Origin of the sequence: Citrobacter sp. RHB25-C09 (assembly GCF_013836145.1) — a bacterium.
In the GTDB taxonomy this organism is placed as follows: Bacteria; Pseudomonadota; Gammaproteobacteria; order Enterobacterales; family Enterobacteriaceae; genus Citrobacter_A.
In genome coordinates this window covers 1,613,621-1,638,146 of the sequence record NZ_CP057483.1, presented here as the reverse complement: position 1 = coordinate 1,638,146, position 24,526 = coordinate 1,613,621, and the positions used below count along the sequence as shown (strand labels likewise).

At 53.8% G+C, this 24,526-nt stretch carries 20 protein-coding genes; 10 read left to right on the top strand and 10 right to left on the bottom strand.

Annotated features, from left to right (window positions below; translation table 11 throughout):
* Positions 1 to 328: 328 nt before the first annotated feature.
* The 5 genes from cas6f to HVY19_RS20680 all read right to left on the bottom strand — a co-directional run bounded on the left by cas6f (position 329) and on the right by HVY19_RS20680 (position 4,375).
* A complete protein-coding gene (cas6f, locus tag HVY19_RS07610) occupies positions 329 to 811 on the bottom strand; it encodes a type I-F CRISPR-associated endoribonuclease Cas6/Csy4 (RefSeq protein WP_181683728.1) in 483 nt (160 codons plus the stop codon).
* The gene (locus HVY19_RS07605) at positions 811 to 960 is read right to left on the bottom strand and encodes a hypothetical protein (RefSeq protein WP_181683727.1); all 150 of its coding nucleotides are present in this window, start codon (positions 958 to 960) and stop codon (positions 811 to 813) included. The genes cas6f and HVY19_RS07605 overlap by 1 nt, the downstream gene beginning before the upstream one ends.
* Before the next feature lie 615 nt (positions 961 to 1,575).
* The gene (gene clpA, locus HVY19_RS07600; RefSeq protein WP_181683726.1) at positions 1,576 to 3,852 is read right to left on the bottom strand and encodes an ATP-dependent Clp protease ATP-binding subunit ClpA; all 2,277 of its coding nucleotides are present in this window, start codon (positions 3,850 to 3,852) and stop codon (positions 1,576 to 1,578) included.
* A gap of 30 nt (positions 3,853 to 3,882) precedes the next feature.
* Entirely contained in the window at positions 3,883 to 4,203 is a 321-nt protein-coding gene (gene clpS, locus HVY19_RS07595) for an ATP-dependent Clp protease adapter ClpS (RefSeq protein ID WP_181683725.1), read from the bottom strand.
* A gap of 97 nt (positions 4,204 to 4,300) precedes the next feature.
* Positions 4,301 to 4,375, bottom strand: a complete 75-nt coding sequence (locus HVY19_RS20680) for a hypothetical protein (protein ID WP_220132942.1) — start codon at positions 4,373 to 4,375, stop codon at positions 4,301 to 4,303.
* A 149-nt stretch (positions 4,376 to 4,524) separates the two neighbouring features.
* Between HVY19_RS20680 and cspD the strand changes: the two genes are divergently transcribed.
* Entirely contained in the window at positions 4,525 to 4,746 is a 222-nt protein-coding gene (cspD, locus tag HVY19_RS07590) for a cold shock-like protein CspD (RefSeq protein WP_042284847.1), read from the top strand.
* A gap of 119 nt (positions 4,747 to 4,865) precedes the next feature.
* Here cspD and macB read toward each other — a convergent pair whose 3' ends face one another.
* The 3 genes from macB to HVY19_RS07575 all read right to left on the bottom strand — a co-directional run bounded on the left by macB (position 4,866) and on the right by HVY19_RS07575 (position 9,714).
* Positions 4,866 to 6,812: a macrolide ABC transporter ATP-binding protein/permease MacB gene (macB, locus tag HVY19_RS07585; RefSeq protein ID WP_181683724.1), complete on the bottom strand. Its 1,947-nt coding sequence runs from the start codon at positions 6,810 to 6,812 to the stop codon at positions 4,866 to 4,868.
* Positions 6,809 to 7,927 (bottom strand): macrolide transporter subunit MacA, encoded by a 1,119-nt coding sequence (gene macA / locus HVY19_RS07580; RefSeq protein ID WP_181683723.1) that lies wholly within the window; start codon positions 7,925 to 7,927, stop codon positions 6,809 to 6,811. Before macA ends, macB begins: the two co-directional genes overlap by 4 nt.
* A gap of 128 nt (positions 7,928 to 8,055) precedes the next feature.
* Positions 8,056 to 9,714: an ATP-dependent endonuclease gene (locus HVY19_RS07575; protein ID WP_181683722.1), complete on the bottom strand. Its 1,659-nt coding sequence runs from the start codon at positions 9,712 to 9,714 to the stop codon at positions 8,056 to 8,058.
* Between the two features lie 409 nt (positions 9,715 to 10,123).
* Here HVY19_RS07575 and aqpZ point away from each other — a divergent pair, with 409 nt between their 5' ends.
* The 9 genes from aqpZ to HVY19_RS07530 all read left to right on the top strand — a co-directional run bounded on the left by aqpZ (position 10,124) and on the right by HVY19_RS07530 (position 21,903).
* Positions 10,124 to 10,819, top strand: coding sequence for an aquaporin Z (aqpZ, locus tag HVY19_RS07570; protein WP_181683721.1), 696 nt, complete (start codon positions 10,124 to 10,126; stop codon positions 10,817 to 10,819).
* 119 nt (positions 10,820 to 10,938) lie between these two features.
* The gene (locus tag HVY19_RS07565) at positions 10,939 to 11,838 is read left to right on the top strand and encodes a lysine exporter LysO family protein (protein WP_181683720.1); all 900 of its coding nucleotides are present in this window, start codon (positions 10,939 to 10,941) and stop codon (positions 11,836 to 11,838) included.
* A gap of 146 nt (positions 11,839 to 11,984) precedes the next feature.
* Positions 11,985 to 13,637, top strand: coding sequence for a hydroxylamine reductase (gene hcp / locus HVY19_RS07560; RefSeq protein WP_181683719.1), 1,653 nt, complete (start codon positions 11,985 to 11,987; stop codon positions 13,635 to 13,637).
* Between the two features lie 11 nt (positions 13,638 to 13,648).
* Positions 13,649 to 14,617, top strand: coding sequence for an NADH oxidoreductase (hcr, locus tag HVY19_RS07555; RefSeq protein ID WP_181683718.1), 969 nt, complete (start codon positions 13,649 to 13,651; stop codon positions 14,615 to 14,617).
* A 146-nt stretch (positions 14,618 to 14,763) separates the two neighbouring features.
* Positions 14,764 to 16,380 carry an FAD-NAD(P)-binding protein gene (locus HVY19_RS07550; protein WP_181683717.1) on the top strand — a complete coding sequence of 539 codons (1,617 nt, stop codon included), beginning with the start codon at positions 14,764 to 14,766 and terminating at the stop codon, positions 16,378 to 16,380.
* 96 nt (positions 16,381 to 16,476) lie between these two features.
* Positions 16,477 to 18,195 carry a ubiquinone-dependent pyruvate dehydrogenase gene (poxB, locus tag HVY19_RS07545; RefSeq protein ID WP_181683716.1) on the top strand — a complete coding sequence of 573 codons (1,719 nt, stop codon included), beginning with the start codon at positions 16,477 to 16,479 and terminating at the stop codon, positions 18,193 to 18,195.
* A 154-nt stretch (positions 18,196 to 18,349) separates the two neighbouring features.
* Positions 18,350 to 19,351 (top strand): low-specificity L-threonine aldolase, encoded by a 1,002-nt coding sequence (ltaE, locus tag HVY19_RS07540; RefSeq protein ID WP_181683715.1) that lies wholly within the window; start codon positions 18,350 to 18,352, stop codon positions 19,349 to 19,351.
* Positions 19,352 to 19,361: 10 nt separating this feature from the next.
* Positions 19,362 to 20,798 (top strand): SDR family oxidoreductase, encoded by a 1,437-nt coding sequence (locus HVY19_RS07535; RefSeq protein ID WP_181683714.1) that lies wholly within the window; start codon positions 19,362 to 19,364, stop codon positions 20,796 to 20,798.
* A 91-nt stretch (positions 20,799 to 20,889) separates the two neighbouring features.
* Positions 20,890 to 21,903, top strand: a complete 1,014-nt coding sequence (locus HVY19_RS07530; RefSeq protein ID WP_181683713.1) for an NAD(P)-dependent oxidoreductase — start codon at positions 20,890 to 20,892, stop codon at positions 21,901 to 21,903.
* A 154-nt stretch (positions 21,904 to 22,057) separates the two neighbouring features.
* On the opposite strand, the gene HVY19_RS07525 is transcribed toward HVY19_RS07530, so the two are convergent.
* Positions 22,058 to 23,887, bottom strand: coding sequence for a chitinase (locus HVY19_RS07525; protein ID WP_181683712.1), 1,830 nt, complete (start codon positions 23,885 to 23,887; stop codon positions 22,058 to 22,060).
* A 131-nt stretch (positions 23,888 to 24,018) separates the two neighbouring features.
* Positions 24,019 to 24,471 carry a type III secretion system invasion protein IagB gene (iagB, locus tag HVY19_RS07520; protein WP_181683711.1) on the bottom strand — a complete coding sequence of 151 codons (453 nt, stop codon included), beginning with the start codon at positions 24,469 to 24,471 and terminating at the stop codon, positions 24,019 to 24,021.
* Positions 24,472 to 24,526 lie beyond the last annotated feature (55 nt).

The window sequence follows — 24,526 nt, the reverse complement described above, 5'->3', positions numbered from 1 at the left end:
GCCGGTACTTATGTATCGGCTCTTTTCTTTTATATTCTCCCTGAGGGGGGATGAGAACACCCGACCGGGGTTCGACAACTGGCGCAGCCAGTTGGACAAACCACGAACGTAGTGAGTGGGTTGCCCGTAGGGCGAGCAAAGCGAGTCAATCCCCCCCTCACCGCCATATTTCAGAATAGAGCCGGTACTTATGTATCGGCTCTATTCTTTTATATTCTCCCTGAGGGGGAAAAGAACTCCTGACCGTAGGCCCGGTAAGCGAAAGCGCCACCGGGCAATTTGCCGGATGGCGGCTCCGCCTTATCCGGCCTACAAACCACACGCCATATTAAAACCAGGGAATCGTCGCTGTCGTGCTTAACCCATAATAATTGAACGTACCATGAGCGGGTACAGGCGCTACTTCGCCATGGCAAATAAATAGCCTGAACTGTTGTTGACTCGACAAGCTAGTGATATCGACATACGGCAGCGGCACAGGCCGTTCGTTTAACGGCGTATGCCGATCCTGCACCCGGCTCACCGTTCGCCATCCCTGAATGGCTGGAATAAGCTGAACAGGCGAACACTGGCAATAGTCCGTGAATCCTTTACGCCAGCCTCCTGCTTCAAGCTCCTGCAAAGCCTGCAATGTGCCATGCAGGCGCAAACACGATCCCAGCGTCATATCAAACCGGGGAAAGCTGACGCCGATATCGCCTTTCCCTCGTTTTCCGAGCGCGCGATGCAGTTTGGTAAACAGCGTAGCCATTAGCACGTCGGTATCTAATTCAGAATCGGACAACACACGAATCTCAAGATAGTGATCCATCACTGCCCCTTAATCGCTTTTCTCATCAGATCATCGACCAGTAAACACCCTGTATCACCTTTCCCGTACTTCGCACTGATGACACCATCCGAATCTTGTCCGAGTACCATCCCAGAAACCATTTTGGCAGCAGTTAGCGCCTTTGCCATAAGTCAGTCCTTTAATTTCGATGTTCATAAATCAGCGGCTCATCCGGTTCCTGCCCTTTCCACTTATAATTAAGCGTGAGTTCAAGTTACAGCAAGTCAATATCATTAGTTCTTTGCTTCAACGATTTACACGTAGGTTTTTCAATGAATAATATTATTTATTCTCAGAATTAAATATTGTTTAATGGCAGTGCCAAAATGCATCAACGCTCTATCCTCTGGTGAATCATAAATATGAATCCCTCACCATTGCCATCAATATTAAAACATCTCTTACCCACCCGCCTATTTCGATAAAAATCCATAAATCAATGAGTTAAAAAACAATGAATAACAACAAGATACTAATATATCACGCAAAATGATTTTATATCCTTACCACTATCACCCAGGCAATCAATTAGCAAGTACTAATGCGGATAATAGTACAGAACAAAAAGCGTGTTTAAAATTGACATGCATCAATACAAATGCAATTGACAAATATTTATGCCATAGCTCATGAACTATATTTATTATTAGCTTCTTTGCATTTGTATATCGGATATTTATCCCATTTAAAATAAGCAAAAAAAACCAGGCCGTGTGGCCTGGTTTATTATCATTCAGCAGAAATTAATGCGCTGCTTCCGGTTTGTGCTTTTGCGCACTCTGGAAACCATAGGTCAGCTCATTCTTTTCTTTATCCAGCGCAACGGTCACCTGCCCGCCGTCGACCAGGGAACCGAACAGCAGTTCGTTAGCCAGCGGTTTTTTCAGGTTGTCCTGAATCACACGCGCCATTGGACGTGCGCCCATGGCCCGATCATAGCCCTTCTCAGCCAGCCAGTTACGCGCATCCTGACTCACTTCCAGCGAGACGCCTTTCTGATCCAACTGAACCTGAAGCTCGACGATAAACTTATCGACAACCTGATGGATCACCTCAGTAGACAGGTGTTCGAACCAGATAATGTTGTCGAGACGGTTACGGAACTCCGGCGTAAAGACTTTCTTGATTTCGCCCATCGCATCGGTACTGTTGTCCTGATGAATCAGGCCAATGGATTTGCGTTCAGTTTCGCGTACCCCGGCGTTGGTCGTCATGACCATAACCACGTTACGGAAATCCGCCTTACGTCCGTTATTGTCCGTCAGCGTACCATTATCCATCACCTGCAACAGCAGGTTAAAGACGTCCGGGTGCGCTTTCTCAATTTCATCAAGCAGGAGTACCGCATGCGGATGCTTGATCACCGCATCCGTGAGCAGACCGCCCTGGTCAAAGCCAACGTATCCCGGAGGCGCACCAATCAGGCGGCTCACGGTATGACGTTCCATATACTCGGACATATCAAAGCGCAGCAGTTCAATGCCAAGGGCTTTCGAGAGTTGCACCGTCACCTCGGTTTTACCGACCCCGGTTGGACCGGCGAACAGGAACGACCCCACCGGCTTATGCTCGTGTCCCAGCCCCGCACGGCTCATTTTGATGGCTTCGGTCAGCGCCTCAATGGCTTTGTCCTGACCAAAGACCAACATTTTCAGCCGATCGCCGAGGTTACGCAGCGTATCACGGTCGCTTTGCGACACGCTTTTCTCCGGAATACGCGCAATACGGGCCACGACGGATTCAATGTCCGCCACGTTGACGGTTTTCTTACGCTTGCTCACCGGCATCAGTCGCGCACGGGCACCTGCTTCATCAATCACGTCAATCGCTTTATCCGGCAGATGACGATCGTTGATATATTTCACCGCCAGCTCTACGGCTGCACGTACCGCTTTGGCCGTATAGCGAACATCGTGGTGCGCTTCATACTTCGGTTTCAGGCCATTAATGATCTGGACGGTCTCTTCCACTGACGGCTCAGTAATATCGATTTTCTGGAAGCGACGCGCTAACGCACGGTCTTTCTCGAAAATGTTGCTGAATTCCTGATAGGTGGTGGAACCAATCACCCGAATCTTGCCGCCAGAGAGCAGCGGTTTGATCAGGTTAGCCGCATCCACCTGGCCACCCGATGCCGCTCCCGCACCGATAATGGTGTGGATCTCATCGATAAACAGGATGCTATTGGTATCCTGTTCGAGCTGTTTCAGCAGCGCTTTAAACCGCTTTTCGAAATCACCGCGATATTTGGTTCCCGCCAGCAGTGAACCAATGTCCAGCGAGTAAATCGTACAATCCGCCATGACTTCCGGCACTTCGCCCTGCACAATACGCCAGGCCAGCCCTTCGGCAATCGCGGTTTTACCCACGCCAGATTCCCCAACCAGCAGCGGGTTGTTTTTACGACGACGGCACAGAACCTGAATGGCACGCTCCAGCTCTTTCTCTCGCCCAATCAGAGGATCAATCCCGCCTACCCGAGCAAGCTGATTCAGGTTAGTCGTGAAGTTCTCCATACGGTCCTCCCCACCAGCTTGTTCTTCGCCATTAGGCTGATTGCCGGGATCAGAGGACTGACTCGGCTCATCTTTACGCGTGCCGTGAGAAATAAAATTGACCACATCGAGACGGCTGACTTCGTGCTTACGCAGCAGATAGGCCGCCTGGGATTCCTGTTCGCTGAAGATCGCTACCAGCACGTTGGCACCGGTCACTTCACTGCGCCCAGAAGACTGTACATGGAAGACTGCACGTTGCAGTACACGTTGAAAACTCAGCGTGGGCTGGGTGTCGCGCTCTTCTTCACTGGCAGGCAGTACGGGTGTAGTTTGTTCAATGAAGGCTTCGAGTTCCTGACGCAGCGCCACCAGATCCACAGAACACGCTTCCAGCGCTTCTCTGGCCGATGGGTTACTGAGCAGTGCCAGTAACAAGTGCTCGACGGTCATAAACTCATGACGGTGCTCGCGCGCTCTGGCGAAAGCCATGTTTAAACTGAGTTCCAGTTCTTGATTGAGCATAGGCACCTCCCCCAAGTTTTATGCCTGCTTTCAGGCTTTTTCTAACGTACACAACAACGGATGCTCATTCTCCCTCGCATAACTGTTCACCATCGCGACCTTGGTTTCGGCAACCTCTGCAGTAAAAACACCACAAATGGCCTTACCGTGATAGTGAACCGCAAGCATCAGTTGTGTTGCACGTTCTACATCATAAGAAAAGAATTTTTGTAACACGTCAATAACAAACTCCATCGGAGTGTAATCATCATTGACTAATATCACTTTATACATAGATGGCGGTTTTAGCGCGTCGCGCACTTTATCTGCCGCCAGTTGGTCGAAATCTAGCCAGTCGTTCGTCTTACCCATTGTCTGTCATCATCTTCAGTCACGGTTATCGGCAGAACTCACTGCCGCTGACAAGCAAGGTTGGCACAGTCAATCTACCTCAATTGTCAGATAACTATCATCTATCATTGGCATCCGCGACATCTGTCACATTCCCGCCAATAGCGTTAACTGCTTCAAAATTTTGATTCATTTTTACCCACCTTACCCCGTCAGATGCTTGACGCCCCGCCTGATTTCTCTAAATTGTAAATTTGGAGTTGGCGAGGTTTTGAACAACACCCACTCCACCACCGGTTCATTCCATCTTACTTAGATAAGATTTACGAAGGATGTCGAAGCATGGAAACGGGTACTGTTAAGTGGTTCAACAATGCCAAAGGGTTTGGGTTCATCTGCCCTGAAGGCGGCGGCGAAGATATTTTCGCTCATTATTCCACCATTCAGATGGATGGTTACAGAACATTAAAAGCCGGACAATCGGTTCAGTTTGACGTTCACCAGGGGCCGAAAGGAAATCACGCCAGTGTCATCGTACCCATTGAAGCAGAGGCCGTTGCTTAGCTCTCTGTTTTATTGTGTACATCCCGCAGGCAAAATGCCAGCCCGATCGGCTGGCATTTTTATTTCTTCGTCAGCGGTCGCCACATAGTAGCTTCGCCTGCTCCGGCCTGCAGCACCTTTTACTCCCGCGCGAGTGCATCTACAGGATCCAGTCGCGCCGCATTACGCGCCGGCAGCCAGCCGAACAGGATCCCGGTCGCGGTCGAACAGAGAAATGCCGTCAGCAGCGCGATTGGCGAGAAACCGATCTCCCAGCCCGGCAGGAACAGTTGCAGGGTAAAGGCAATCAGCATTGACAGACCGATCCCCAATGCCCCCCCCACCAGACAAACCAGCACCGCTTCAATCAAAAACTGCTGTAACACGTCGCTGGCGCGCGCACCGACCGCCATGCGAATACCTATTTCACGCGTGCGCTCGGTCACCGAAACCAGCATAATATTCATCACGCCAATTCCCCCCACGACCAGCGATATAACCGCCACCAGTGTCAGGAACAGTTGAAGAGTACGTGTGGTCTTTTCCGCCGTTTTCAAGACGCCGTCCATGTTCCAGGTGAAGAAATCCTTTTTGCCATGACGTAACGTCAGCAGGCGAGTCAGTTGTTGCTCAGCCTGTGCGCTTTCAAACCCCTCTTTCACCCTTACGGTAATGGAGTTCAGCCACGACTGCCCCATGATGCGCCCGGACATCGTGCTGTACGGCAACCAGACGCGCAGGATCTTGCTGCTGCCGAACATTGACTGCTTCTCCTGAGCCACGCCAATGACGGTTGCTGGCATGTTTCCCACGAGGATGACTTCCCCCACCACGTTGGCCTTGTGTGGGAAAAGCTGGCGGCGGGTGTTGCTGTCAAGCACCACAACCTGCGCGCGCCCGTTCAGTTGCTCGCGATTAAACGTATTCCCTTCGCTGAAGGTCATGCCGTAGACATTGAAGTAATCACCGCTGACGCCATTTGCGCTGGCCGCCACATCGGTATTGCCGTAGCGCACCCGCAGATTCTGCGAGACAGCCGGTGTGGCGGAGCTGACCCAGGGCTGTTTCTGAATCGCCGACAGATCGTCATATTTCAGCGCCTGCTGATACTGCGGATCATCGTCGCCAAAATCTTTGCCTGGATAGACATCTATGGTGTTAGTCCCGATGGCGCGAATGTCGGCCAGTACCAGTTGCTTCGCGGCGTCGCCCACCACCACAATCGATACCACCGACGCAATGCCGATAATAATCCCCAGCATCGTCAACAATGTGCGCATTTTGTTCGCCGCCATCGCCAGCCACGCCATAGTCAGCGCTTCACGAAAACCGCTGGCAAACTGACTCCAGCCGGACGCCGTCTTCACGGTGGGTTCCTGAATGCCCTGCCCATTCACGGCGGTATGCGGTGGTGGGTTACGCACAATTTCGCCGTCATGCAGCTCAATCACCCGCTCCGCCTGGGCTGCAACCTGCGGATCATGGGTCACGATGATTACCGTATGCCCGCGATCGCGCAGCTGGTGCAGTATCGCCATCACCTCTTCACCGGAACGGCTGTCCAGCGCCCCGGTAGGCTCGTCTGCGAGGATCACCTGCCCACCGTTCATCAACGCACGAGCGATACTGACGCGCTGCTGCTGACCGCCAGAAAGCTGAGAAGGTTGATAATCTACGCGATCACCAAGCCCCAACCGCTGGAGTAATTCCTGTGCACGCGCCAGACGCTGTTTACGTTCGGTACCGGCGTAAACAGCGGGTACTTCAACGTTTTGCGCCGCAGTCAGATGCGAAAGCAGATGGTAACGCTGGAAAATAAAACCGAAATGCTCGCGCCGCAGTTGCGCCAGGGCGTCGCGGTCTAATGTCGAGACATCGCGCCCTGCCACCCGATAGGTTCCGCTGGTCGGCTTATCGAGACAGCCCAGGATGTTCATCAGCGTGGATTTACCGGAGCCGGATGCGCCAACGATCGCCACCATCTCCCCGGCATGAATTTGCAGGGTGATGCCTTTCAGCACCTCCACCTGTTCTTCTCCGGACGGATAACTGCGGCGAATATTGCTCAACTCAAGCAATGCCGTCATTGTGCAGCTCCGGGTTTAGCCTCGCCGATCACCACTTCGTCGCCCGCTTCCAGACCTTTGACAATTTCGACATCCGTATCATTTCGCGCGCCAATGGAAACCTCACGCTCGCGGGTTTCGCCATTACGCAGTAGCGTGACTTTGTAGCGGTTATCTCCCACCGGTTCGCCCAGCGCGGAGAGCGGGATCGTCAATACGTTTTTGACGTCCGTCAATTGAATATGCACCTGCGCGGTCATGTCGAGGCGCAAAATCCCTTTCGGGTTGGGCACTTCAAAACGGGCGTAATAGAAAATGGCGTCATTGACCTTTTCCGGCGTCGGCAGAACATCTTTCAGGACCCCTTCATAACGGGTCTGAGGATCGCCCAGTACGGTAAACCAGGCCTTTTGCCCCGGTTGAAGATGGATGACGTCCGCCTCAGACACCTGTGCTTTCACCAGCATCGTGCTCATGTCTGCCAGAGTCAGAATATTAGGCGCCTGCTGCGCCGCAATTACCGTCTGCCCTTGCAGAGTGGTAATTTGCGTCACTTCACCGGCCATGGGCGCGACGATGCGCGTATAGTCGAGGTTGGTTTTCGCGGTATCCAGCGAGGCCTGATTGCGTTTGATTTGCGCATCAATAGTACCAATTTGCGCCTTCTTCACCGCCAGTTCTGTCGCGGCGGTGTCGAGATCCTGCTGTGAAACGGCCTGGGTTTTTGCCAGTTGCTGCTGGCGTGACAGCGTCACACGCGCCAGTTTCCATTCGGCTTCAGCCTGCTGACGCTGCGCACGCAGCTCCATTAGCGTCGCTTCGACCTCTTTAATCTGGTTTTGCGCCTGCTCGGGGTCGATAACGCCCAGCAGTTGGTCTTTCTTCACTTTATCGCCAATGGCCACCGACAGCGTTTTGAGCTGGCCGCTCACCTGCGCCCCGACGTCAACTTTGCGTAACGCATCGAGCTTCCCGGTGGCCAGGACGCTTTGCTGGAGATCGCCTGGACGCACAATCAGTGTCTGATAATTCGGCAGTGGCGCATTCAACGTGCGCCAGAGCGCGACCGCCCCCAGGATGAGAATGACGATAAGCAGCAGGTAGCGCTTTTTTATTTTTTTGTCCTTGATACCCATAACGTTCCTGATGGTCATTTTCTTAATTGAATTTTTACCGTATCTAAACAAACCCTACGCCAAAAAGACAGTGCTTAAGCGCCACCGGAGCCATAAACATTCAGTCCGTTGATGAAAGGTTGCGGTGGTTAATCCGCTCTGCCGCGTGCCAGCCACAAGACCCTGGAGAACATTTTTTTCAGGAGTACAGGGACAGCATCAACGCCACGCCGTCCGGCTTCCATTGCCACTTCAATGGCTAAGTCGGGTTTGGATGAGCGATGAATCGCTTTGGAGATGATTTTGCGCATATTCATCGGCACATTTTCCGGGAGCTGCGCGACCCGATGAAAAACATCAGCAAACCCTTGCCGATACATAAAGTGCTCCATATCCAGCGCAGGCAGAACGGTCAGATGCTCGCGCTCCTCCTCCCGGTCGTTGTTTAACAAACCGCGTACCGTTGCAGCGTATTTCTTCCCGGCTTCGTCACCGTCCACCAGCACGTGCCACTCGATCCCCATCCGACGGGCGAATTTCACCAGCGGCTTCAATCCGGACTGCGCGAATTCAATGACCTTGATCCCCTCGGCGTCAAAGTGATGCCCACACTGACGCGCCAGTTCGTTAATAACCCAGGTTTCCGTTTCCCCTTCCACCAGCAGCCAGCAGCGGGCGAACAGCGAGGACGCACGGTTAAAGCGGATATGAAAAGCGATGCGTCGCCCTTCTTCGGCGTTCATTCCGCCAGGCCCTAAGCGCCAGGCCGCAACGCGGGAAGACTCGCGCACCAGTCGGCACACGTGTTCGACAGGAGTCAGTGAGAGCAGTTCGCCTGAATTGGTGGTGGTGATGCGCTGAAGCGGCAACAAGTTCAGCAACTGCCACGCCACCGACAGCATGATCGGGTGCAGACGGGTTTCCGGGTCTTCCACCAGCAGCAGTGGTCGGGCGTCTTTATGCAGATGAATGGTGCCTTTCGCCTGTAACAACGTGGAGAACAGCCCTAACAGTATGATCCGATGAGTGCGTCCACCGGGCTTGTCGATCATGCGGTTGATAATATCGAGGTAGCGCCAACTGCGCTGCTCATTGCTCGAACGACGACGCATTAAACGATGCCGGGTCTGGGGCGTGCCCTGCTCTGAAAAATAGTGTTCAAGCAGTTGCACCATTGCGGAAAGGCCCTGGCGGATCTGCCCGTCCGTCAGATTTTGCGGACGCATCGTTAATTCGCGGGCGAGAAAGTCCAGTTGTCGGGCGGTGATCTCGACATCATCCACCTCCGGCACCGTACCGTTACGGATGCGGCGCATAAAGCGGGCATCGCGCAGGCGCAGCACGGGCATTAAGCGCACCAGATGCCGGGCCTGCGCATTAATGTCGTCAATCGGCAGCGGATGCCCGTCGCTGTCGAGAAAACTGCGCAACGTCATCACACTCCCATCTTCCGCACTTTCCCCTTCGAGGCGATAAAAAATGCGCTGATAGCCATCGTGACAGGGAGTCCAGCACGCCTCCAGCGGGCGATACCGTCGCACCCGATAACGACCAGGCTGAGATTCACGAAAGGTCAGAATAATGTGCAGATGGTGCTCACGCCCGTTGATATCTCCCGGAGGAAACCAGAAATCATCACGGTCAAAGTGATACAGCTCAGATTCAGGTGACAGCAGCAGCGTCAGCGCATCGAGTAAACTGGATTTACCCCAGGCGTTTTCCCCAATCAGCACGTTGTTTTGCTCAAGCATCAACGATAGCCGGTTGATACCGCGAAACCCGACAATCTCAACGCGTTCGAGAATCATGTTTCCTCCAGACAATCTGCACTTTTCCTTTTAGCTCCTCGCAGTATAACGACAAAACCGGCGACGGGTCGTGATGTACCAGAGGTTAAGCCGTTGATTGCTGAATACATGAGCAATTTTTGTCTGTTTTCTTCGAATGTTAAAAACCAGGATTATTACGCCACGTAAGAAGGGTAAATTCAGAATTTATTAAATCTGCGGCTAACGGAATTACGCTACACTCCTGATAAGACGAATCTGATTAAGGAATGCCGTCACATTGCCCTGAATCAAAAGAACTGGATTTAATTAACTGGAGATGGGGTACGCCCGCTTTTAAAATAGCGGCCTCTTAATTTTGTCGTTACCCCTTAGGACGATAATTATCAATTACCGTGATTATGCACGGTTGTTTTACATTGAGGTGGATATGTTTAGAAAATTAGCCGCGGAATGTTTTGGTACATTCTGGTTGGTATTTGGTGGCTGCGGTAGCGCAGTATTGGCCGCAGCGTTCCCGGAATTAGGTATTGGCTTTGCTGGCGTAGCGCTGGCGTTCGGTCTTACCGTTTTAACCATGGCCTTTGCCGTCGGTCATATTTCTGGCGGTCATTTTAATCCGGCCGTCACTTTAGGCTTATGGGCCGGCGGTCGTTTCCCTGCGAAAGAGGTGATTGGCTATATTATTGCCCAGGTGGTTGGTGGGATCATTGCCGCTGCGGTGCTGTACCTCATCGCCAGCGGTAAAGCGGGTTTCGATGCAACAGCAAGCGGCTTTGCCTCTAACGGCTACGGCGAGCACTCTCCGGGCGGTTACTCCATGCTCTCTGCGATCGTGATTGAAATTGTCCTGACGGCCGGTTTCCTGCTGGTGATCCACGGCGCTACTGATAAACACGCGCCTGCGGGCTTTGCGCCTATTGCTATCGGTCTGGCGTTAACCCTGATTCACCTGATCAGTATTCCGGTCACCAATACCTCTGTGAACCCGGCGCGCAGTACTGCGGTTGCCCTCTTCCAGGGTGGCTGGGCACTGGAACAACTGTGGCTGTTCTGGGTAATGCCGATTGTCGGCGGTATCCTGGGTGGGCTTATTTACCGCACGCTGCTGGAAAAACGTGATTAATTAATCTCTGGTGTCGGGTGGCGCCTCGCTTACCCGACCTACTGTTTCCCTTTACCTGACAGCCTTTATTGGATAGTGTCTCTGGCGCTTAACAGATTCTTACAAGGACCCGGCTGTTCATGTTCTCAGGACTACTCATCATTCTGCTCCCGCTGATTATCGGGTATCTCATTCCGCTTCGGCACACGGCCGCATTAAAATTAATCAATAAGCTCTTAAGCTGGATGGTTTATCTGATCCTCTTTTTTATGGGTATCAGCCTGGCCTTTTTAGATAATCTGGCGAGCAATTTGCTGGCTATATTTCATTATTCTGCCGTCAGCATAACCATTATTTTATTGTGTAATATTGCGGCATTATTATGGCTGGAGCGCTCATTACCCTGGCGACACAACCATCAGCAGGAAAAACTGCCTTCGCGTATCGCCATGGCACTTGAATCGCTCAAATTATGCGGCGTGGTCGTCGCGGGTTTTCTTCTGGGGCTGAGCGGTCTTGCATTTTTACAGCACGCCACCGATGCCAGCGAATATACCCTTATCCTGCTTCTCCTCCTTGTGGGTATTCAACTGCGCAATAGCGGCATGACGCTGAAACAAATTGTGCTGAACCGCCGGGGATTGATTGTTGCAGTGATGGTCGTTGCCAGCTCGCTGGTTGGCGGGGTCATTAACGCCTTTATTCTCGACCTGCCCATCAAAACGGCACTGGCGATGGCCTCAGGTTTCGGCTGGTACTCCCTTTCCGGGATCCTGCTGACCGAATCGTATGGTCCGGTAATTGGAAGCGCCGCCTTCTTTAACGATCTGGCTCGCGAACTGATCGCCATTATGCTCATTCCAGGTCTGGTCCGCCGCAGCCGCTCCACCGCGCTGGGGCTGTGTGGTGCAACGTCGATGGATTTCACTTTGCCGGTATTGCAGCGCTCCGGGGGGCTGGAAATGGTTCCGGCGGCGATTGTGCACGGCTTTATTCTCAGTCTTCTGGTGCCCATTTTAATGGCGCTTTTCTCGGCATAACTCCCTCTTTGGCGGTAGCTCCCTACCGCCAAAATTGCGCTAAATCAATCTCCATGTAAGTTGTAGCAGAAATACCTTTTATCCCTTTGCTGACAAGCATAACCTTAAACATGTATATTAAATATAACTTTAAAAAAGGTGTGACTATGTTTTGTGTGCAATGTGAACAAACCATCCGTACTCCTGCAGGAAACGGCTGTTCTTACGCGCAGGGTATGTGCGGTAAAACGGCTGAGACATCCGATCTCCAGGATCTGCTGATCGCAGCTCTGCAAGGCCTGTCCGCCTGGGCTGCGAAAGCACGGGAATATGGCATCATCAACCATGACGTTGATAACTTTGCCCCGCGTGCATTCTTCTCAACACTGACCAATGTTAACTTCGACTCCCCGCGTATTGTCGGCTATGCCCGCGAAGCGATTGCCATGCGTGAAGCGCTGAAAGCGCAGTGTCTGGCCATTGACCCCAGCGCGCATTGCGACAACCCGATGGCCGAGTTGCACCTGGTCAGCGACGATCTGGGCGACCTGCAACGCCAGGCGGCCGAATTTACCCCAAACAAAGACAAAGCGGCGATCGGCGAGAACATTCTCGGCCTGCGTCTGCTGTGTCTGTACGGTCTGAAAGGCGCGGCGGCTTACATGGAGCACGCGCACGTCCTCGGCCAGTACGATAACGACATTTACGCGCAGTATCATAAAATCATGGCGTGGCTGGGCACCTGGCCTTCCGATATGAACGCTCTGCTGGAGTGCGCAATGGAAATCGGCCAGATGAACTTCAAAGTGATGAGCATTCTGGATGCCGGTGAAACCACTAAATACGGTCACCCAACTCCGACCCAGGTCAACGTCAAAGCGACCGAAGGCAAGTGCATCCTGATCTCCGGTCATGACCTGAAAGATCTGTATAACCTGCTGGAGCAAACCGAAGGGACCGGCGTTAACGTCTACACCCACGGTGAAATGCTGCCTGCTCACGGCTACCCGGAGCTGCGGAAATTCAAACACCTGATCGGTAACTACGGCAGCGGCTGGCAGAACCAGCAGGTCGAGTTTGCCCGCTTCCCTGGCCCAATTGTGATGACCTCCAACTGCATCATTGACCCGACCGTCGGCAGCTACGACGATCGTATCTGGACCCGCAGCATCGTCGGCTGGCCGGGTGTGAGCCACCTGGAAGGGGATGATTTCGGTCCGGTAATTGCCCAGGCGCAACAGATGGCAGGGTTCCCGTATAGCGAAATTCCACATCTGATCACCGTCGGGTTTGGTCGCCAGACCCTGCTGGGTGCCGCTGATTCCCTGATCGACCTGGTGAGCCGTGAGAAACTGCGTCATATCTTCCTGGTCGGCGGTTGCGACGGCGCGCGCGGTGAGCGCAGCTACTTTACCGATTTTGCCACTAGCGTACCGGACGACTGTCTGATCCTGACCCTGGCCTGTGGTAAATACCGTTTCAACAAGCTGGAATTTGGTGACATCGAAGGTCTGCCGCGTCTGGTCGATGCCGGTCAGTGTAACGATGCTTACTCAGCCATTATTCTGGCAGTCACGCTGGCAGAGAAACTGGGCTGTGGCGTGAACGATCTGCCGCTGTCACTGGTACTCTCGTGGTTCGAACAGAAAGCGATTGTGATTCTGCTGACCCTGCTGTCTCTGGGCGTGCAAAACATCGTGACCGGTCCAACCGCACCAGGCTTCCTCACACCGGATCTGCTGGCTGTGCTCAACGAAAAATTCGGTCTGCGTTCTGTGACCACCGTTGAAGAAGATATGAAGCAGTTGCTGAGTGCGTAAGGAGTAGAGACATGACGATGCCAACCCATCAGTGCCCATGGCGGATGCAGGTTCACCATATCCATCAGGAAACGCCGGATGTGTGGACGATTTCCCTGCTGTGCCACGACTATTATCCGTATCGCGCCGGGCAATATGCGCTGGTCAGCGTGCGTAATTCCGCGGATACGCTGCGCGCCTATACCCTTTCGTCAACACCGGGCGTCAGCGAGTATATTACGCTGACCGTTCGTCGAATTGACGAAGGTGCTGGCTCGCAGTGGCTCACCCGCGATGTGAAGCGCGGCGACTACCTCTGGCTGTCAGATGCCATGGGCGATTTCACCTGCGAAGATAAAGCGGATGATAAGTTCCTGCTGCTGGCTGCCGGCTGTGGCGTCACGCCAATCATGTCAATGAGCCGCTGGTTGGCGAAGCACCGTCCGCAAGCTGATGTTCAGGTGATCTTTAACGTGCGCTCTCCCCAGGACGTTATTTTTGCGCAGGAGTGGCGTCAGTATCCGATCACGCTGGTGGCGGAAAATAATGCCACTGACGGTTTTGTTGCCGGTCGTCTGACCCGCGAACTGTTGCAGCAGGTGCCCGATCTGACTTCCCGCACCGTGATGACCTGTGGCCCTGCGCCGTATATGGAGCAGGTAGAACAGGACGTTAAAGCACTGGGCGTAACGCGCTTCTTCAAAGAGAAGTTCTTCACCCCGGTCGCGGATGCGGTAACCAGCGGCCTGAAGTTCACCAAACTGCAACCGGTGAAACAGTTTTATGCGCCAGTGGGTTCGACGCTGCTGGAGGCGCTGGAAAGCAACCAGGTGCCCATTGTCGCCGCCTGCCGTGCGGGCGTCTGTGGCTGCTGCAAAACCAAAGTCGTTGACGGTAACTACACGGTCAGCAGCACCATGACGCTGACCGACGCAGAAATCGCTGACGGTTACGTGCTGGCCTGCTCCTGCCATCCGCAGAGTGACTTAGTACTGGCGTAATACATCCGTCTCATAGGAAAAATGGCCGTCCGGGGAAACCTGGCGGCCATTTTTTTTACCCTGCCTGAAATTATCGACCACACTTAATCTGCACAGATTACGTAAAAACCCCGACTACCACGTCGATCTTTCTAAAAGGGAACCCCATGAAAAAAGTGGCCATTGTCGGCGTCGGCCCCACCGGAATTTACACCCTGCATGCCCTGGTTGAGCGCGGTGTTCCGCTGGAGATACAGCTCTATGAGCAAGCTGAAGAAGCGGGTGTCGGTATGCCCTACAACAGCGACAATAACGGCGTCCACATGCTGGCAAATATTGCCAGTATCGAGATCCCGCCGATTTACATCACCTATCTGACCTGGCTACAAAACCAAAGCGATGAATACCTGGCGCGGTTTGGTGTTGAACGTACCTCGCTGCATGAGCGGCAGTTTTTGCCCCGCGTGCTCCTCGGTGACTATTATCGAGATCGTTTCTTAGCCCTTGTCGACAAGGCGCAGCAGTCCGGCTTCGTGATTAAGGTCAACGAATCAAGCGAAGTCACCGATCTGCGCGCGAACCCGGATGGCGTATCCCTGTGGGTTAACCACCGTACCCAGCCCGTTGAGGTAGATTTCGCCATTATTGCCACCGGTCATCTGTGGCCCGAAGACGATACACAAACTCGAAAATTTTTCCCCAGCCCCTGGACCGGCCTGATGGACGCGGAGATTAGCGCTTGCCGGGTGGGCATTCTCGGTACCTCGCTCAGCGCCATTGATGCGGCGATGGCCGTGGTCAGCCAACATGGTACGTTTACTACCCATACTGATAAATCCCTGACGTTTACACGTCACCCCGACAGCCAGAGCCTGAAGATAACCCTGATGTCGCGCTCAGGTGTGCTTCCTGAAGCGGACTTTTACTGTCCTCTTCCGTATGAACCACTGAATATCGCGACGGAAGCGGCGATTAATGAATGCATACACCAGGGACAGAAAGGGTTATTGGATCGTATCTTTCGGCTTATTGTTCAGCAGTTGCAGGACGCGGCGCCGCAGTGGAGCCAACAGATCAGGCTGGATACGCTGACGGCCGATACCTTCCCCGAGGTCTATTTCGCCGACAGAATTAAGCACGATCCTTTTGACTGGGCGAAACGCAACCTGGTGGAAGTTGAACGTAACAAACAGCAACAGCACACCGTGGCATGGCGCTATACCCTGCTGCGGATGCATGAGGTTATCGAGGATATCGTGCCTCATCTTGATGACGACGACGTAAAGCGGTTCAAACGTGGACTGGCACGCGTCTTCATCGATAACTATGCGGCAATCCCCTCGGAATCCATCCGTCGGCTGCTGGCGCTGCATGACGCCGGGCTGATTGAGATCCTGCCACTGGGCGCGGACTATGAGCGTAGGACTGAACAGGGAAAGACGGTGATTTATCACCACGACCAGCGCTGCGAGTTTGACGTATTTATTGACGCCCGGGGACAGAAGGCAATGAAGAGCAAAGACATCCCTTTTCCCGCGCTACGCGAACAATTGCTTGCCTGCGGTGATGAGATCCCGGATATCGGCGAGGATTACACGCTGCAAGCCCCGGAAAATGCCCGCAACCGCATCGCCTTTGGTGGGCTGCCATGGTTAATGCATGACCGCCCGTTTATTCAGGGACTGGTCGTTAGCGCTGAAATAGGTGCCTCTATGGCAAAGGCGTTGTCGCAGCGCTCAGTGAAACGGCGGCGAAAACTGTGGGACAGTGGCGACGTGGACTAGCGGCCAGGACTCCTTTCAGGACTGGGAAAATCTGAGCAGAACCAGCATCTTAATCTAAACTTGTTAACGGAATCATATGAGAGGAGATGGAGAACCATGAAACAAACGGTTGCCGCTTTTATTGCGAAAACGCTTGAACAGGCTGGCGTGAAACGGATTTGGGGCGTGACGGGCGATTCGCTGAACGGTCTGAGCGACAGTCTCAATCGCATGGGCACGATTGAATGGATACCGACCCGCCATGAAGAGGTTGCCGCCTTCGCGGCGGGCGCAGAGGCGCAGTTAACCGGCGCGCTTGCGGTGTGCGCAGGCTCCTGTGGGCCAGGTAACCTGCACCTGATTAACGGTCTGTTTGACTGTCACCGCAACCACGTTCCGGTACTGGCGATTGCCGCACATATTCCTTCCAGCGAGATCGGCAGCGGTTATTTTCAGGAGACGCACCCGCAGGAATTATTCCGCGAATGCAGCCACTATTGCGAGCTGGTTTCCAGCCCTGAACAAATTCCGCAGGTACTGGCGATTGCCATGCGTAAGGCGGTACTCAATCGCGGCGTTTCCGTGGTGGTTTTACCGGGTGATGTGGCGCTGAAGCCCGCACCGGAAAGCGCCAGCACCCACTGGTATCATGCCCCTTTACCGATCGTAACGCCGGCGGAAGAAGAGTTACACAAACTGGCTCAACTGCTGCGCTATTCCAGCAATATCGCCCTGATGTGCGGCAGCGGTTGCGCGGGCGCGCATAAGGAACTGGTGGAGTTTGCCGCCAAAATCAAAGCGCCAATTGTTCACGCCCTGCGTGGAAAAGAGCACGTTGAATACGACAACCCTTATGATGTCGGTATGACCGGGTTGATCGGCTTTTCGTCCGGTTTCCATACCATGATGAACGCCGATACGCTGGTGCTGCTCGGCACCCAATTTCCTTACCGTCCGTTCTATCCGTCCGATGCCAAGATCATTCAGATTGATATCAACCCGGCCAGCATCGGCGCGCACAGTAAGGTGGATATGGCGCTGGTGGGCGATATCAAAGCCACCCTCAAAGCCCTGCTACCGCTGGTAGAAGAAAAAAGCGAGCGTAAATTCCTCGATAAAGCCCTCAGTGATTATCGCGATGCCCGTAAAGGTCTGGACGACCTCGCCAAACCGAGTGACAAAGCCATTCATCCACAGTATCTGGCGCAGCAAATCAGTCACTTTGCCGCTGACGACGCGATCTTTACCTGCGATGTCGGCACGCCAACCGTCTGGGCGGCACGTTATCTGAAAATGAACGGCAAGCGCCGCCTGCTGGGTTCGTTTAACCACGGCTCAATGGCCAACGCTATGCCGCAGGCGCTCGGTGCCCAGGCGACCGCGCCGGAACGTCAGGTGATTGCGATGTGCGGTGACGGCGGTTTCAGTATGCTGATGGGCGATTTCCTGTCGGTGGTGCAGATGAAGTTGCCCGTCAAGATCGTGGTCTTTAACAATAGCGTGCTGGGCTTTGTGGCGATGGAGATGAAGGCCGGAGGTTATCTCACCGACGGTACCGAACTGCACGATACCAACTTCGCGCGGATTGCCGAAGCATGCGGAATTACCGGAATTCGCGTTGAGAAAGCGTCTGACGTGGACGAAGCGCTCCAGCGTGCCTTTTCCATCGACGGCCCGGTGCTGGTCGATGTCGTTGTCGCCAAAGAAGAACTGGCGATTCCTCCACAAATCAAACTCGAGCAGGCCAAAGGGTTCAGCCTGTATATGCTGCGGGCAATTATCAGCGGTCGTGGCGATGAAGTGATCGAACTGGCAAAAACCAACTGGCTCAGGTAAAAATGTCCTTTTAAAGTCATGCGCAAAACTCTTCATGTCGCATCAAGGCGGCAAGTCCGAAAGTCCCCAGGAGCACAGATAATTCTGTGACTGGGGTTTGAGGGCGAAGCCAACGTCGGGGCGGCGTGAAGGTTGAAGCGTAAAAGGATATGACATGATCGATTTAAGAAGTGATACCGTCACCCGTCCGAGTCGCGCCATGCTGGAAGCGATGATGGCCGCCCTGGTCGGGGACGACGTTTATGGTGATGACCCTACCGTTAACGAACTCCAGCGCTATGCCGCAGAATTAAGTGGCAAAGAGGCCGCGCTGTTTCTACCCACTGGCACCCAGGCCAACCTTGTCGCTCTGCTGAGCCACTGCGAACGTGGCGAAGAGTATATCGTCGGCCAGGTGGCGCATAACTATCTGTACGAAGCAGGCGGTGCGGCGGTACTTGGCAGTATTCAACCGCAACCCATTGACGCCAACGCCGACGGCTCGCTGCCGCTGGATATAGTCGCGGCAAAAATTAAGCCTGACGACATTCATTTCGCCCGCACGAAGCTTCTCAGTCTTGAAAATACGCATAATGGCAAAGTACTGCCGCGCGCTTATCTGAAAGAGGCGTGGGAGTTCACCCGCGAGCGCGACCTGGCGCTGCACGTTGACGGCGCGCGTATTTTTAACGCCGTTGTGGCTTACGGCTGTGAGCTTAAAGACATTACCCAATACTGCGACTCCTTCACTATTTGTCTCTCCAAAGGCTTAGGCACGCCCGTTGGTTCACTGTTGGTCGGCAATGCCGATTACATTAAGCGCGCCACGCGCTGGCGTAAAATGACCGGTGGCGGAATGCGTCAGGCAGGTATCCTCGCGGCAGCCGGTCTGTTCGCGCTGAAAAATAACGTTGCGCGTTTGCAGGAAGACCACGACAACGCCGCCTGGATGGCGGAACAGCTACGGGAAGTTGGTGCCGACGTGATGCGCCATGATACCAATATGCTGTTCGTGCGCGTGGGTGAAGAAAACGCGGCGGCATTAGGCGAACATCTGAAGGCCAACGGTGTGCTGATCAACGCCTCGCCGATCGTCCGTCTGGTCACCCATCTTGATGTCTCCCGGGAACAGCTTGCCAACGTTGTCGCTCTCTGGCGCGCGTTTTTAACCCGCTAAGGAGACAAACGTGCCGCAACGTATTCTTGTTCTTGGCGCCAGTGGTTACATTGGTCAGCATCTGGTGCAGGCACTCAGCCAGCAAGGGCATCGGGTGCTGGCAGCGGCACGTCGCATTGAACGACTGGAGAAACTGCAGCTGGCTAACGTCAGTTGCCATCGGGTCGATCTCAACTGGCCTGATGCCCTCCCCGCGCTGCTTGCGGGTGTCGATACCGTCTATTATCTGGTTCACAGCATGGGTGAAGGCGGCGACTTCATTGCCCATGAGCGCCAGGTGGCACTCAATGTGCGCGATGCGCTGCGTGAAACGCCGGTCAGTCAGCTTATTTTTCTCAGTTCCTTGCAGGCACCGGAGCACGAGCAGTCCGACCACCTGCGGGCGCGGCAGATCACCGCCGACACGCTGCGCGGCGCAGACGTTCCGGTCACAGAACTGCGTGCCGGGATTATTGTTGGGGCCGGTTCCGCCGCCTTTGAAGTAATGCGCGATATGGTCTACAACCTGCCGGTGTTGACGCCACCGCGCTGGGTACGCTCGCGTACCACGCCCATCGCCCTGGAAAACCTGCTCTACTATCTGGTGGAGTTGCTCGATCACCCTTCTGATGATCACCGGGTTCTCGAAGCCGCCGGGCCGCAGGTGCTCAGTTATCAGGAGCAGTTTGAACATTTTATGACGGTAAGCGGCAAGCATCGCTGGCTGATCCCTGTCCCGTTCCCCACCAGTTGGATTTCGGTGTGGTTCTTAAATGTCATCACCTCGGTGCCGCCTGGCACCGCCAAAGCGTTGATACAGGGGCTCAGACACGATCTACTGGCCGATGACGCAAAGCTGCGGGCGTTGATTCCGCAAAAGCTTATCGCCTTTGACGATGCCGTTCGCAGTACGCTGAAAGAAGAAGAGAAGCTGGCAAACTCCAGCGACTGGGGCTATGACGCCCAGGCGTTTGCCCGTTGGCGACCCGAATACGGTTTTTTCGCTAAACAGGCCGGTTTTACCGTGAAGACCCCCGCCAGCCTGAAGGCGCTGTGGCAGGTGGTCAACCGTCTCGGCGGCAAAGAGGGCTATTTCTTCGGGAATGTTTTGTGGAAAACCCGCGCGGCAATGGATCTCCTGGTCGGGCATCGGCTGGCAAAAGGACGGCCGGAACGCCAACTTCTCCAGCCTGGCGATACGGTAGATAGCTGGAAAGTAATTATCGCCGAGCCGGAAAAGCAGCTCACCCTGCTGTTTGGTATGAAGGCGCCTGGGCTGGGCCGCTTAAGCTTTACTCTTGAAGATAAAGGTGATTTTCGCCAGATTGACGTGCGCGCCTGGTGGCACCCGCACGGGATGCCTGGGCTGTTCTACTGGCTGTTAATGATCCCCGCGCACCTGTTTATTTTCCGGGGAATGGCGAAAGAAATTGCCAGACTTGCAGAACAAATCACAGATAATTCGTGAAATCTTGTTCTTTTGCTTCATGTTTCCCATTGCATACCAACGTAATTCACGGAAAAATGCGCACGACGGTTTTTAAACACAGTGGATTGATATGAAGGTACTGGTTACCGGCGCAACCAGCGGCTTAGGGCGCAACGCGGTTGAGTTTTTGCGCAACAAGGGCATTGGCGTCAGAGCTACCGGTCGCAACGCGGCGATGGGTAAACTGCTCGAGAAAATGGGCGCAGAGTTTGTGCATGCAGATTTGACCGAACTGGTGTCTTCGCAGGCGAAGGTCATGCTGGCGGGTATTGATACGCTATGGCATTGCTCAAGCTTTACCTCTCCCTGGGGTACACAAGAAGCCTTTGATCTCGCCAACGTCCGCGCGACCCGTCGTCTGGGCGAGTGGGCCGTAGCCTGGGGTGTACGCAACTTTATTCATATCTCCTCGCCATCACTCTATTTTGATTATCACCACCACCGGGATATCAGCGAAGATTTTCGCCCTCACCGCTTTGCCAACGAATTTGCACGCAGTAAGGCCGCGGGCGAAGAGGTCATCAGCCTGCTGGCACAGGCGAATCCGCAGACGCGGTTTACAGTGCTGCGCCCGCAGAGTCTCTTTGGCCCCCACGATAAAGTCTTTATTCCCCGTCTGGCGCACATGATGCACCAGTACGGCAGTGTGCTCTTGCCGCACGGCGGCAGCGCCCTGGTCGATATGACCTATTACGAAAATGCGGTCCATGCTATGTGGCTGGCGAGTCAGGAACAGTGCGACAAACTGCCCTCCGGACGGGTGTATAACATTACTAACGGCGAGCCAAGGACCCTGCACAGCATCGTACAGAAGCTGATTGATGAACTGGATATTGACTGCCGGATCCGCTCGGTTCCCTACCCGATGCTGGATATGATCGCCCGCAGCATGGAGCATTTCGGCAATAAGTCCGCCAAAGAGCCAGCGTTAACCCACTATGGCGTGTCGAAGTTGAATTTCGATTTTACGCTGAACATTACGCGCGCCGAAAGTGAGTTGGGGTATAAGCCCATCGTGACGCTGGACGAAGGGATTGAACAGACCGCCGCGTGGCTGCGCGATCACGGAAAATTGCACCGCTAAGTTTTGCCAGATGCGGCGTAAACGCCTTATCCGGCCTACCGCGGTGCTTCCTGTAGGTCGGGCAAGCGAAGCGCCCCCGACAACCGATGTAAATACCTTATCCGGCCAGGTAACACAAAAACGGCAACCCGAGGGTTGCCGTTTTGCTTTCAGATTACAGCGCGGTCCACGCGTCTGCCCATGCCAGACCTACGCCGGGTTCATAGTATGTCGGCGCGGTGTTACACCAGCCGCTGAACGGGAACGGTTTGCACTGGAAGAGTTTACCGTGGTTGTTCACGATATCCCCTGCTTTATACTTGTTGTTCACGCTCCAGCCAGGATATGAACCAGAAGTTCCTTCATCCTGTGACGGCGTTGCGGCTTTCGCTTTCACGTTCAGCAGATAAGACGTGGTGCTGCTCAGTTCACCATCACTGACGGTCAGGCTGACTTCATACTGCTGCGCCGTTGCAGCTTCCGGTGCGGTAAAGGTCACTACCGCTTTGTCTTCACCAGTAACCGTCTGACCATCCTGTGAACGCCAGGTGTAAGTCAGCTTGTTACCGTCTGCGTCGGTAGAGCTTTCAGCGCTCAGGGAAACCTGCGCGCCCGCATCAACGGCACCAATTGGTCCAGAGATTACCGCTACCGGCGCATGGTTCACCACGGCAGGTTCTGCCGGAGTTTCGTCCGGAACTGGCGCTGGTGCCGGCGTTACGTCTTCTGACGGGGTCGGCGTTGGTGTAACCGGGGTTTCGTCCGGCGTTACCGCAGAACCGTCATCATTCACGATGTTCACGTTATAGAACTTCTGCACGCACTTGCTATAGTCGCCCTCTTTGAATGCGCTGAACGGCGTCTGGTAGCCCACAAGTTGACATGAGTAGGTCTTACCGTCCGGCGTATCTGCGCTCCATCCCCAGTCCTGTTCCCAGTAAATCTTCAGTGCGCCAGCGCCGCCTTCATCAAACTGCTTCATGTTGGCGCAGCCCAGCACTTCGTCAGCCGGAACCGGGACTTTCAGATAGTTGGCAAACTCTTTGTAGTACTTGATACGGTTTTGCGATTGCGCAATTTCAGTCGGACCACCGCACTCTACGCCGCCGTTGATGATCTGGGTGGTCACACCAAAGCCCGGCACCAGACCGTTTGCTTTGTCATGATCGTTCGGCTGCCAGGTACCGTCAATAACCTGCAACATGCTCGGCTTCGGCGGCTGCGGGTAGGCAAAGAAGAAGATGGCGCTTGCCAGGTTCAGCCAGGTGTCAGCCACCAGCTCTGGTTTGTCGAGCAGAGTGCGAACATCGCCAAACATGGCTTCAGAGAACGGACCGTAGTTGTAGTTATAAGACAACTGTTTCGCGCCGCGACCGAAGTAGCTCAGGAAATCACCGTCTTTGTCTTTGCCGCACGGCCAGGTCTGACCCTGCCAAACATCCGGGTTACATTCGCCGTTATAGCCGCCCTTCTGCCCTTCGCTCCAGCCCATTTCGCGTACGTAGACCAGCGCCTGACGCCACTCGCCTTCCGGACGCCAGCTCTCATGACCACCGGTTTCCTGCGCAAAGTGGGCAAACATGGTAGCCAGTTCTTTACGGCAGATCGCATCGCTGTCGCGACCGTCGTTATAGGTCTTACAGAGTGCAGGGAATTTGCCCACCGCTTTCAGGAAGTTGCTATAGGTATAGGACTGCGCACGCAGTGGGAACAGATAGTCCCAGTCGTCGGCTTTTACAATCCCTTCCACGCGCTTCACGTTTTCCGGATTGGCGGCGCGACCTGGCTCAATCAGCTCGACCTCAGCGTTGTCCAGCGTCTTAATGGTGTCCTTCACGGAAGCCATCAGCGGGAAGTTGGTCAGGTCGTGCTCTTTTTTCGCCAGATCGCTGGCTTTCATGGTGTATGGCTCACTGCTGGTTGCCTGCAAAGTGCTGGCCTGCGCCATAAACGGTGCCACGCACGCGCCAGCAATGAGTACACTTAATAATGTCCGTTTGTTCATTTCTGTTTCCTTGGAAGTACAATAATTAAATATTTAGACCTGATATATTTATTAATCCATTAATAAATATATCCTCCGGTACAACTTTCACTTTTAGAAGAACACCCGCAGGAATCCTTCAAAAAATAAAATCACCAGGCATATTGATTTTGCGTTTCTATTTTTATTTGTTGATATTTCCTCCACACCTTATGGGCATAAACCATTCGTTGTGGATAATTCTCTTTTTTCAGTCCGGCGTTATAAGCACCGACGGCTTCCCAGTTATTGCCGTATACTTTAATCATATCCGAGAGGATCGAGGCTCCTACCATGATTGAGGTACAGGGCTCTGTCATGAGCCGATATTCGTCAATGCCATAACGCTGGAGTTCGTTAAAATGCGAGCTGTTTATTTGCATCAGTCCTACATCTCGCGTTCCATCGTGGTTTACACCTACTGCGTAGGGATTCATTCCAGATTCAACTTTCGCAATCGCAAATAATAAATACGGATCCACATGATAATAATGTGCCGCTTTATCCCAGCAATTCGCCAGCGCGCTTTGGCTGAATATCAGCAGTAATAACATTAAGCGTTTCATTTTTTCTCCTGAGGTAAAGCTAAATAACTCCTTGCGAAAACAGATCAATTTGAGA

Bases quoted from the DNA above. Each gene is read 5' to 3' on its own strand.
- cas6f (WP_181683728.1), bottom strand. From the start codon at position 811: ATGGATCACTATCTTGAGATTCGTGTGTTGTCCGATTCTGAATTAGAT.
- HVY19_RS07605 (WP_181683727.1), bottom strand. From the start codon at position 960: ATGGCAAAGGCGCTAACTGCTGCCAAAATGGTTTCTGGGATGGTACTC.
- clpA (WP_181683726.1), bottom strand. From the start codon at position 3,852: ATGCTCAATCAAGAACTGGAACTCAGTTTAAACATGGCTTTCGCCAGA.
- clpS (WP_181683725.1), bottom strand. From the start codon at position 4,203: ATGGGTAAGACGAACGACTGGCTAGATTTCGACCAACTGGCGGCAGAT.
- cspD (WP_042284847.1), top strand. From the start codon at position 4,525: ATGGAAACGGGTACTGTTAAGTGGTTCAACAATGCCAAAGGGTTTGGG.
- macB (WP_181683724.1), bottom strand. From the start codon at position 6,812: ATGACGGCATTGCTTGAGTTGAGCAATATTCGCCGCAGTTATCCGTCC.
- macA (WP_181683723.1), bottom strand. From the start codon at position 7,927: ATGGGTATCAAGGACAAAAAAATAAAAAAGCGCTACCTGCTGCTTATC.
- HVY19_RS07575 (WP_181683722.1), bottom strand. From the start codon at position 9,714: ATGATTCTCGAACGCGTTGAGATTGTCGGGTTTCGCGGTATCAACCGG.
- aqpZ (WP_181683721.1), top strand. From the start codon at position 10,124: ATGTTTAGAAAATTAGCCGCGGAATGTTTTGGTACATTCTGGTTGGTA.
- HVY19_RS07565 (WP_181683720.1), top strand. From the start codon at position 10,939: ATGTTCTCAGGACTACTCATCATTCTGCTCCCGCTGATTATCGGGTAT.
- hcp (WP_181683719.1), top strand. From the start codon at position 11,985: ATGTTTTGTGTGCAATGTGAACAAACCATCCGTACTCCTGCAGGAAAC.
- hcr (WP_181683718.1), top strand. From the start codon at position 13,649: ATGACGATGCCAACCCATCAGTGCCCATGGCGGATGCAGGTTCACCAT.
- HVY19_RS07550 (WP_181683717.1), top strand. From the start codon at position 14,764: ATGAAAAAAGTGGCCATTGTCGGCGTCGGCCCCACCGGAATTTACACC.
- poxB (WP_181683716.1), top strand. From the start codon at position 16,477: ATGAAACAAACGGTTGCCGCTTTTATTGCGAAAACGCTTGAACAGGCT.
- ltaE (WP_181683715.1), top strand. From the start codon at position 18,350: ATGATCGATTTAAGAAGTGATACCGTCACCCGTCCGAGTCGCGCCATG.
- HVY19_RS07530 (WP_181683713.1), top strand. From the start codon at position 20,890: ATGAAGGTACTGGTTACCGGCGCAACCAGCGGCTTAGGGCGCAACGCG.
- HVY19_RS07525 (WP_181683712.1), bottom strand. From the start codon at position 23,887: ATGAACAAACGGACATTATTAAGTGTACTCATTGCTGGCGCGTGCGTG.
- iagB (WP_181683711.1), bottom strand. From the start codon at position 24,471: ATGAAACGCTTAATGTTATTACTGCTGATATTCAGCCAAAGCGCGCTG.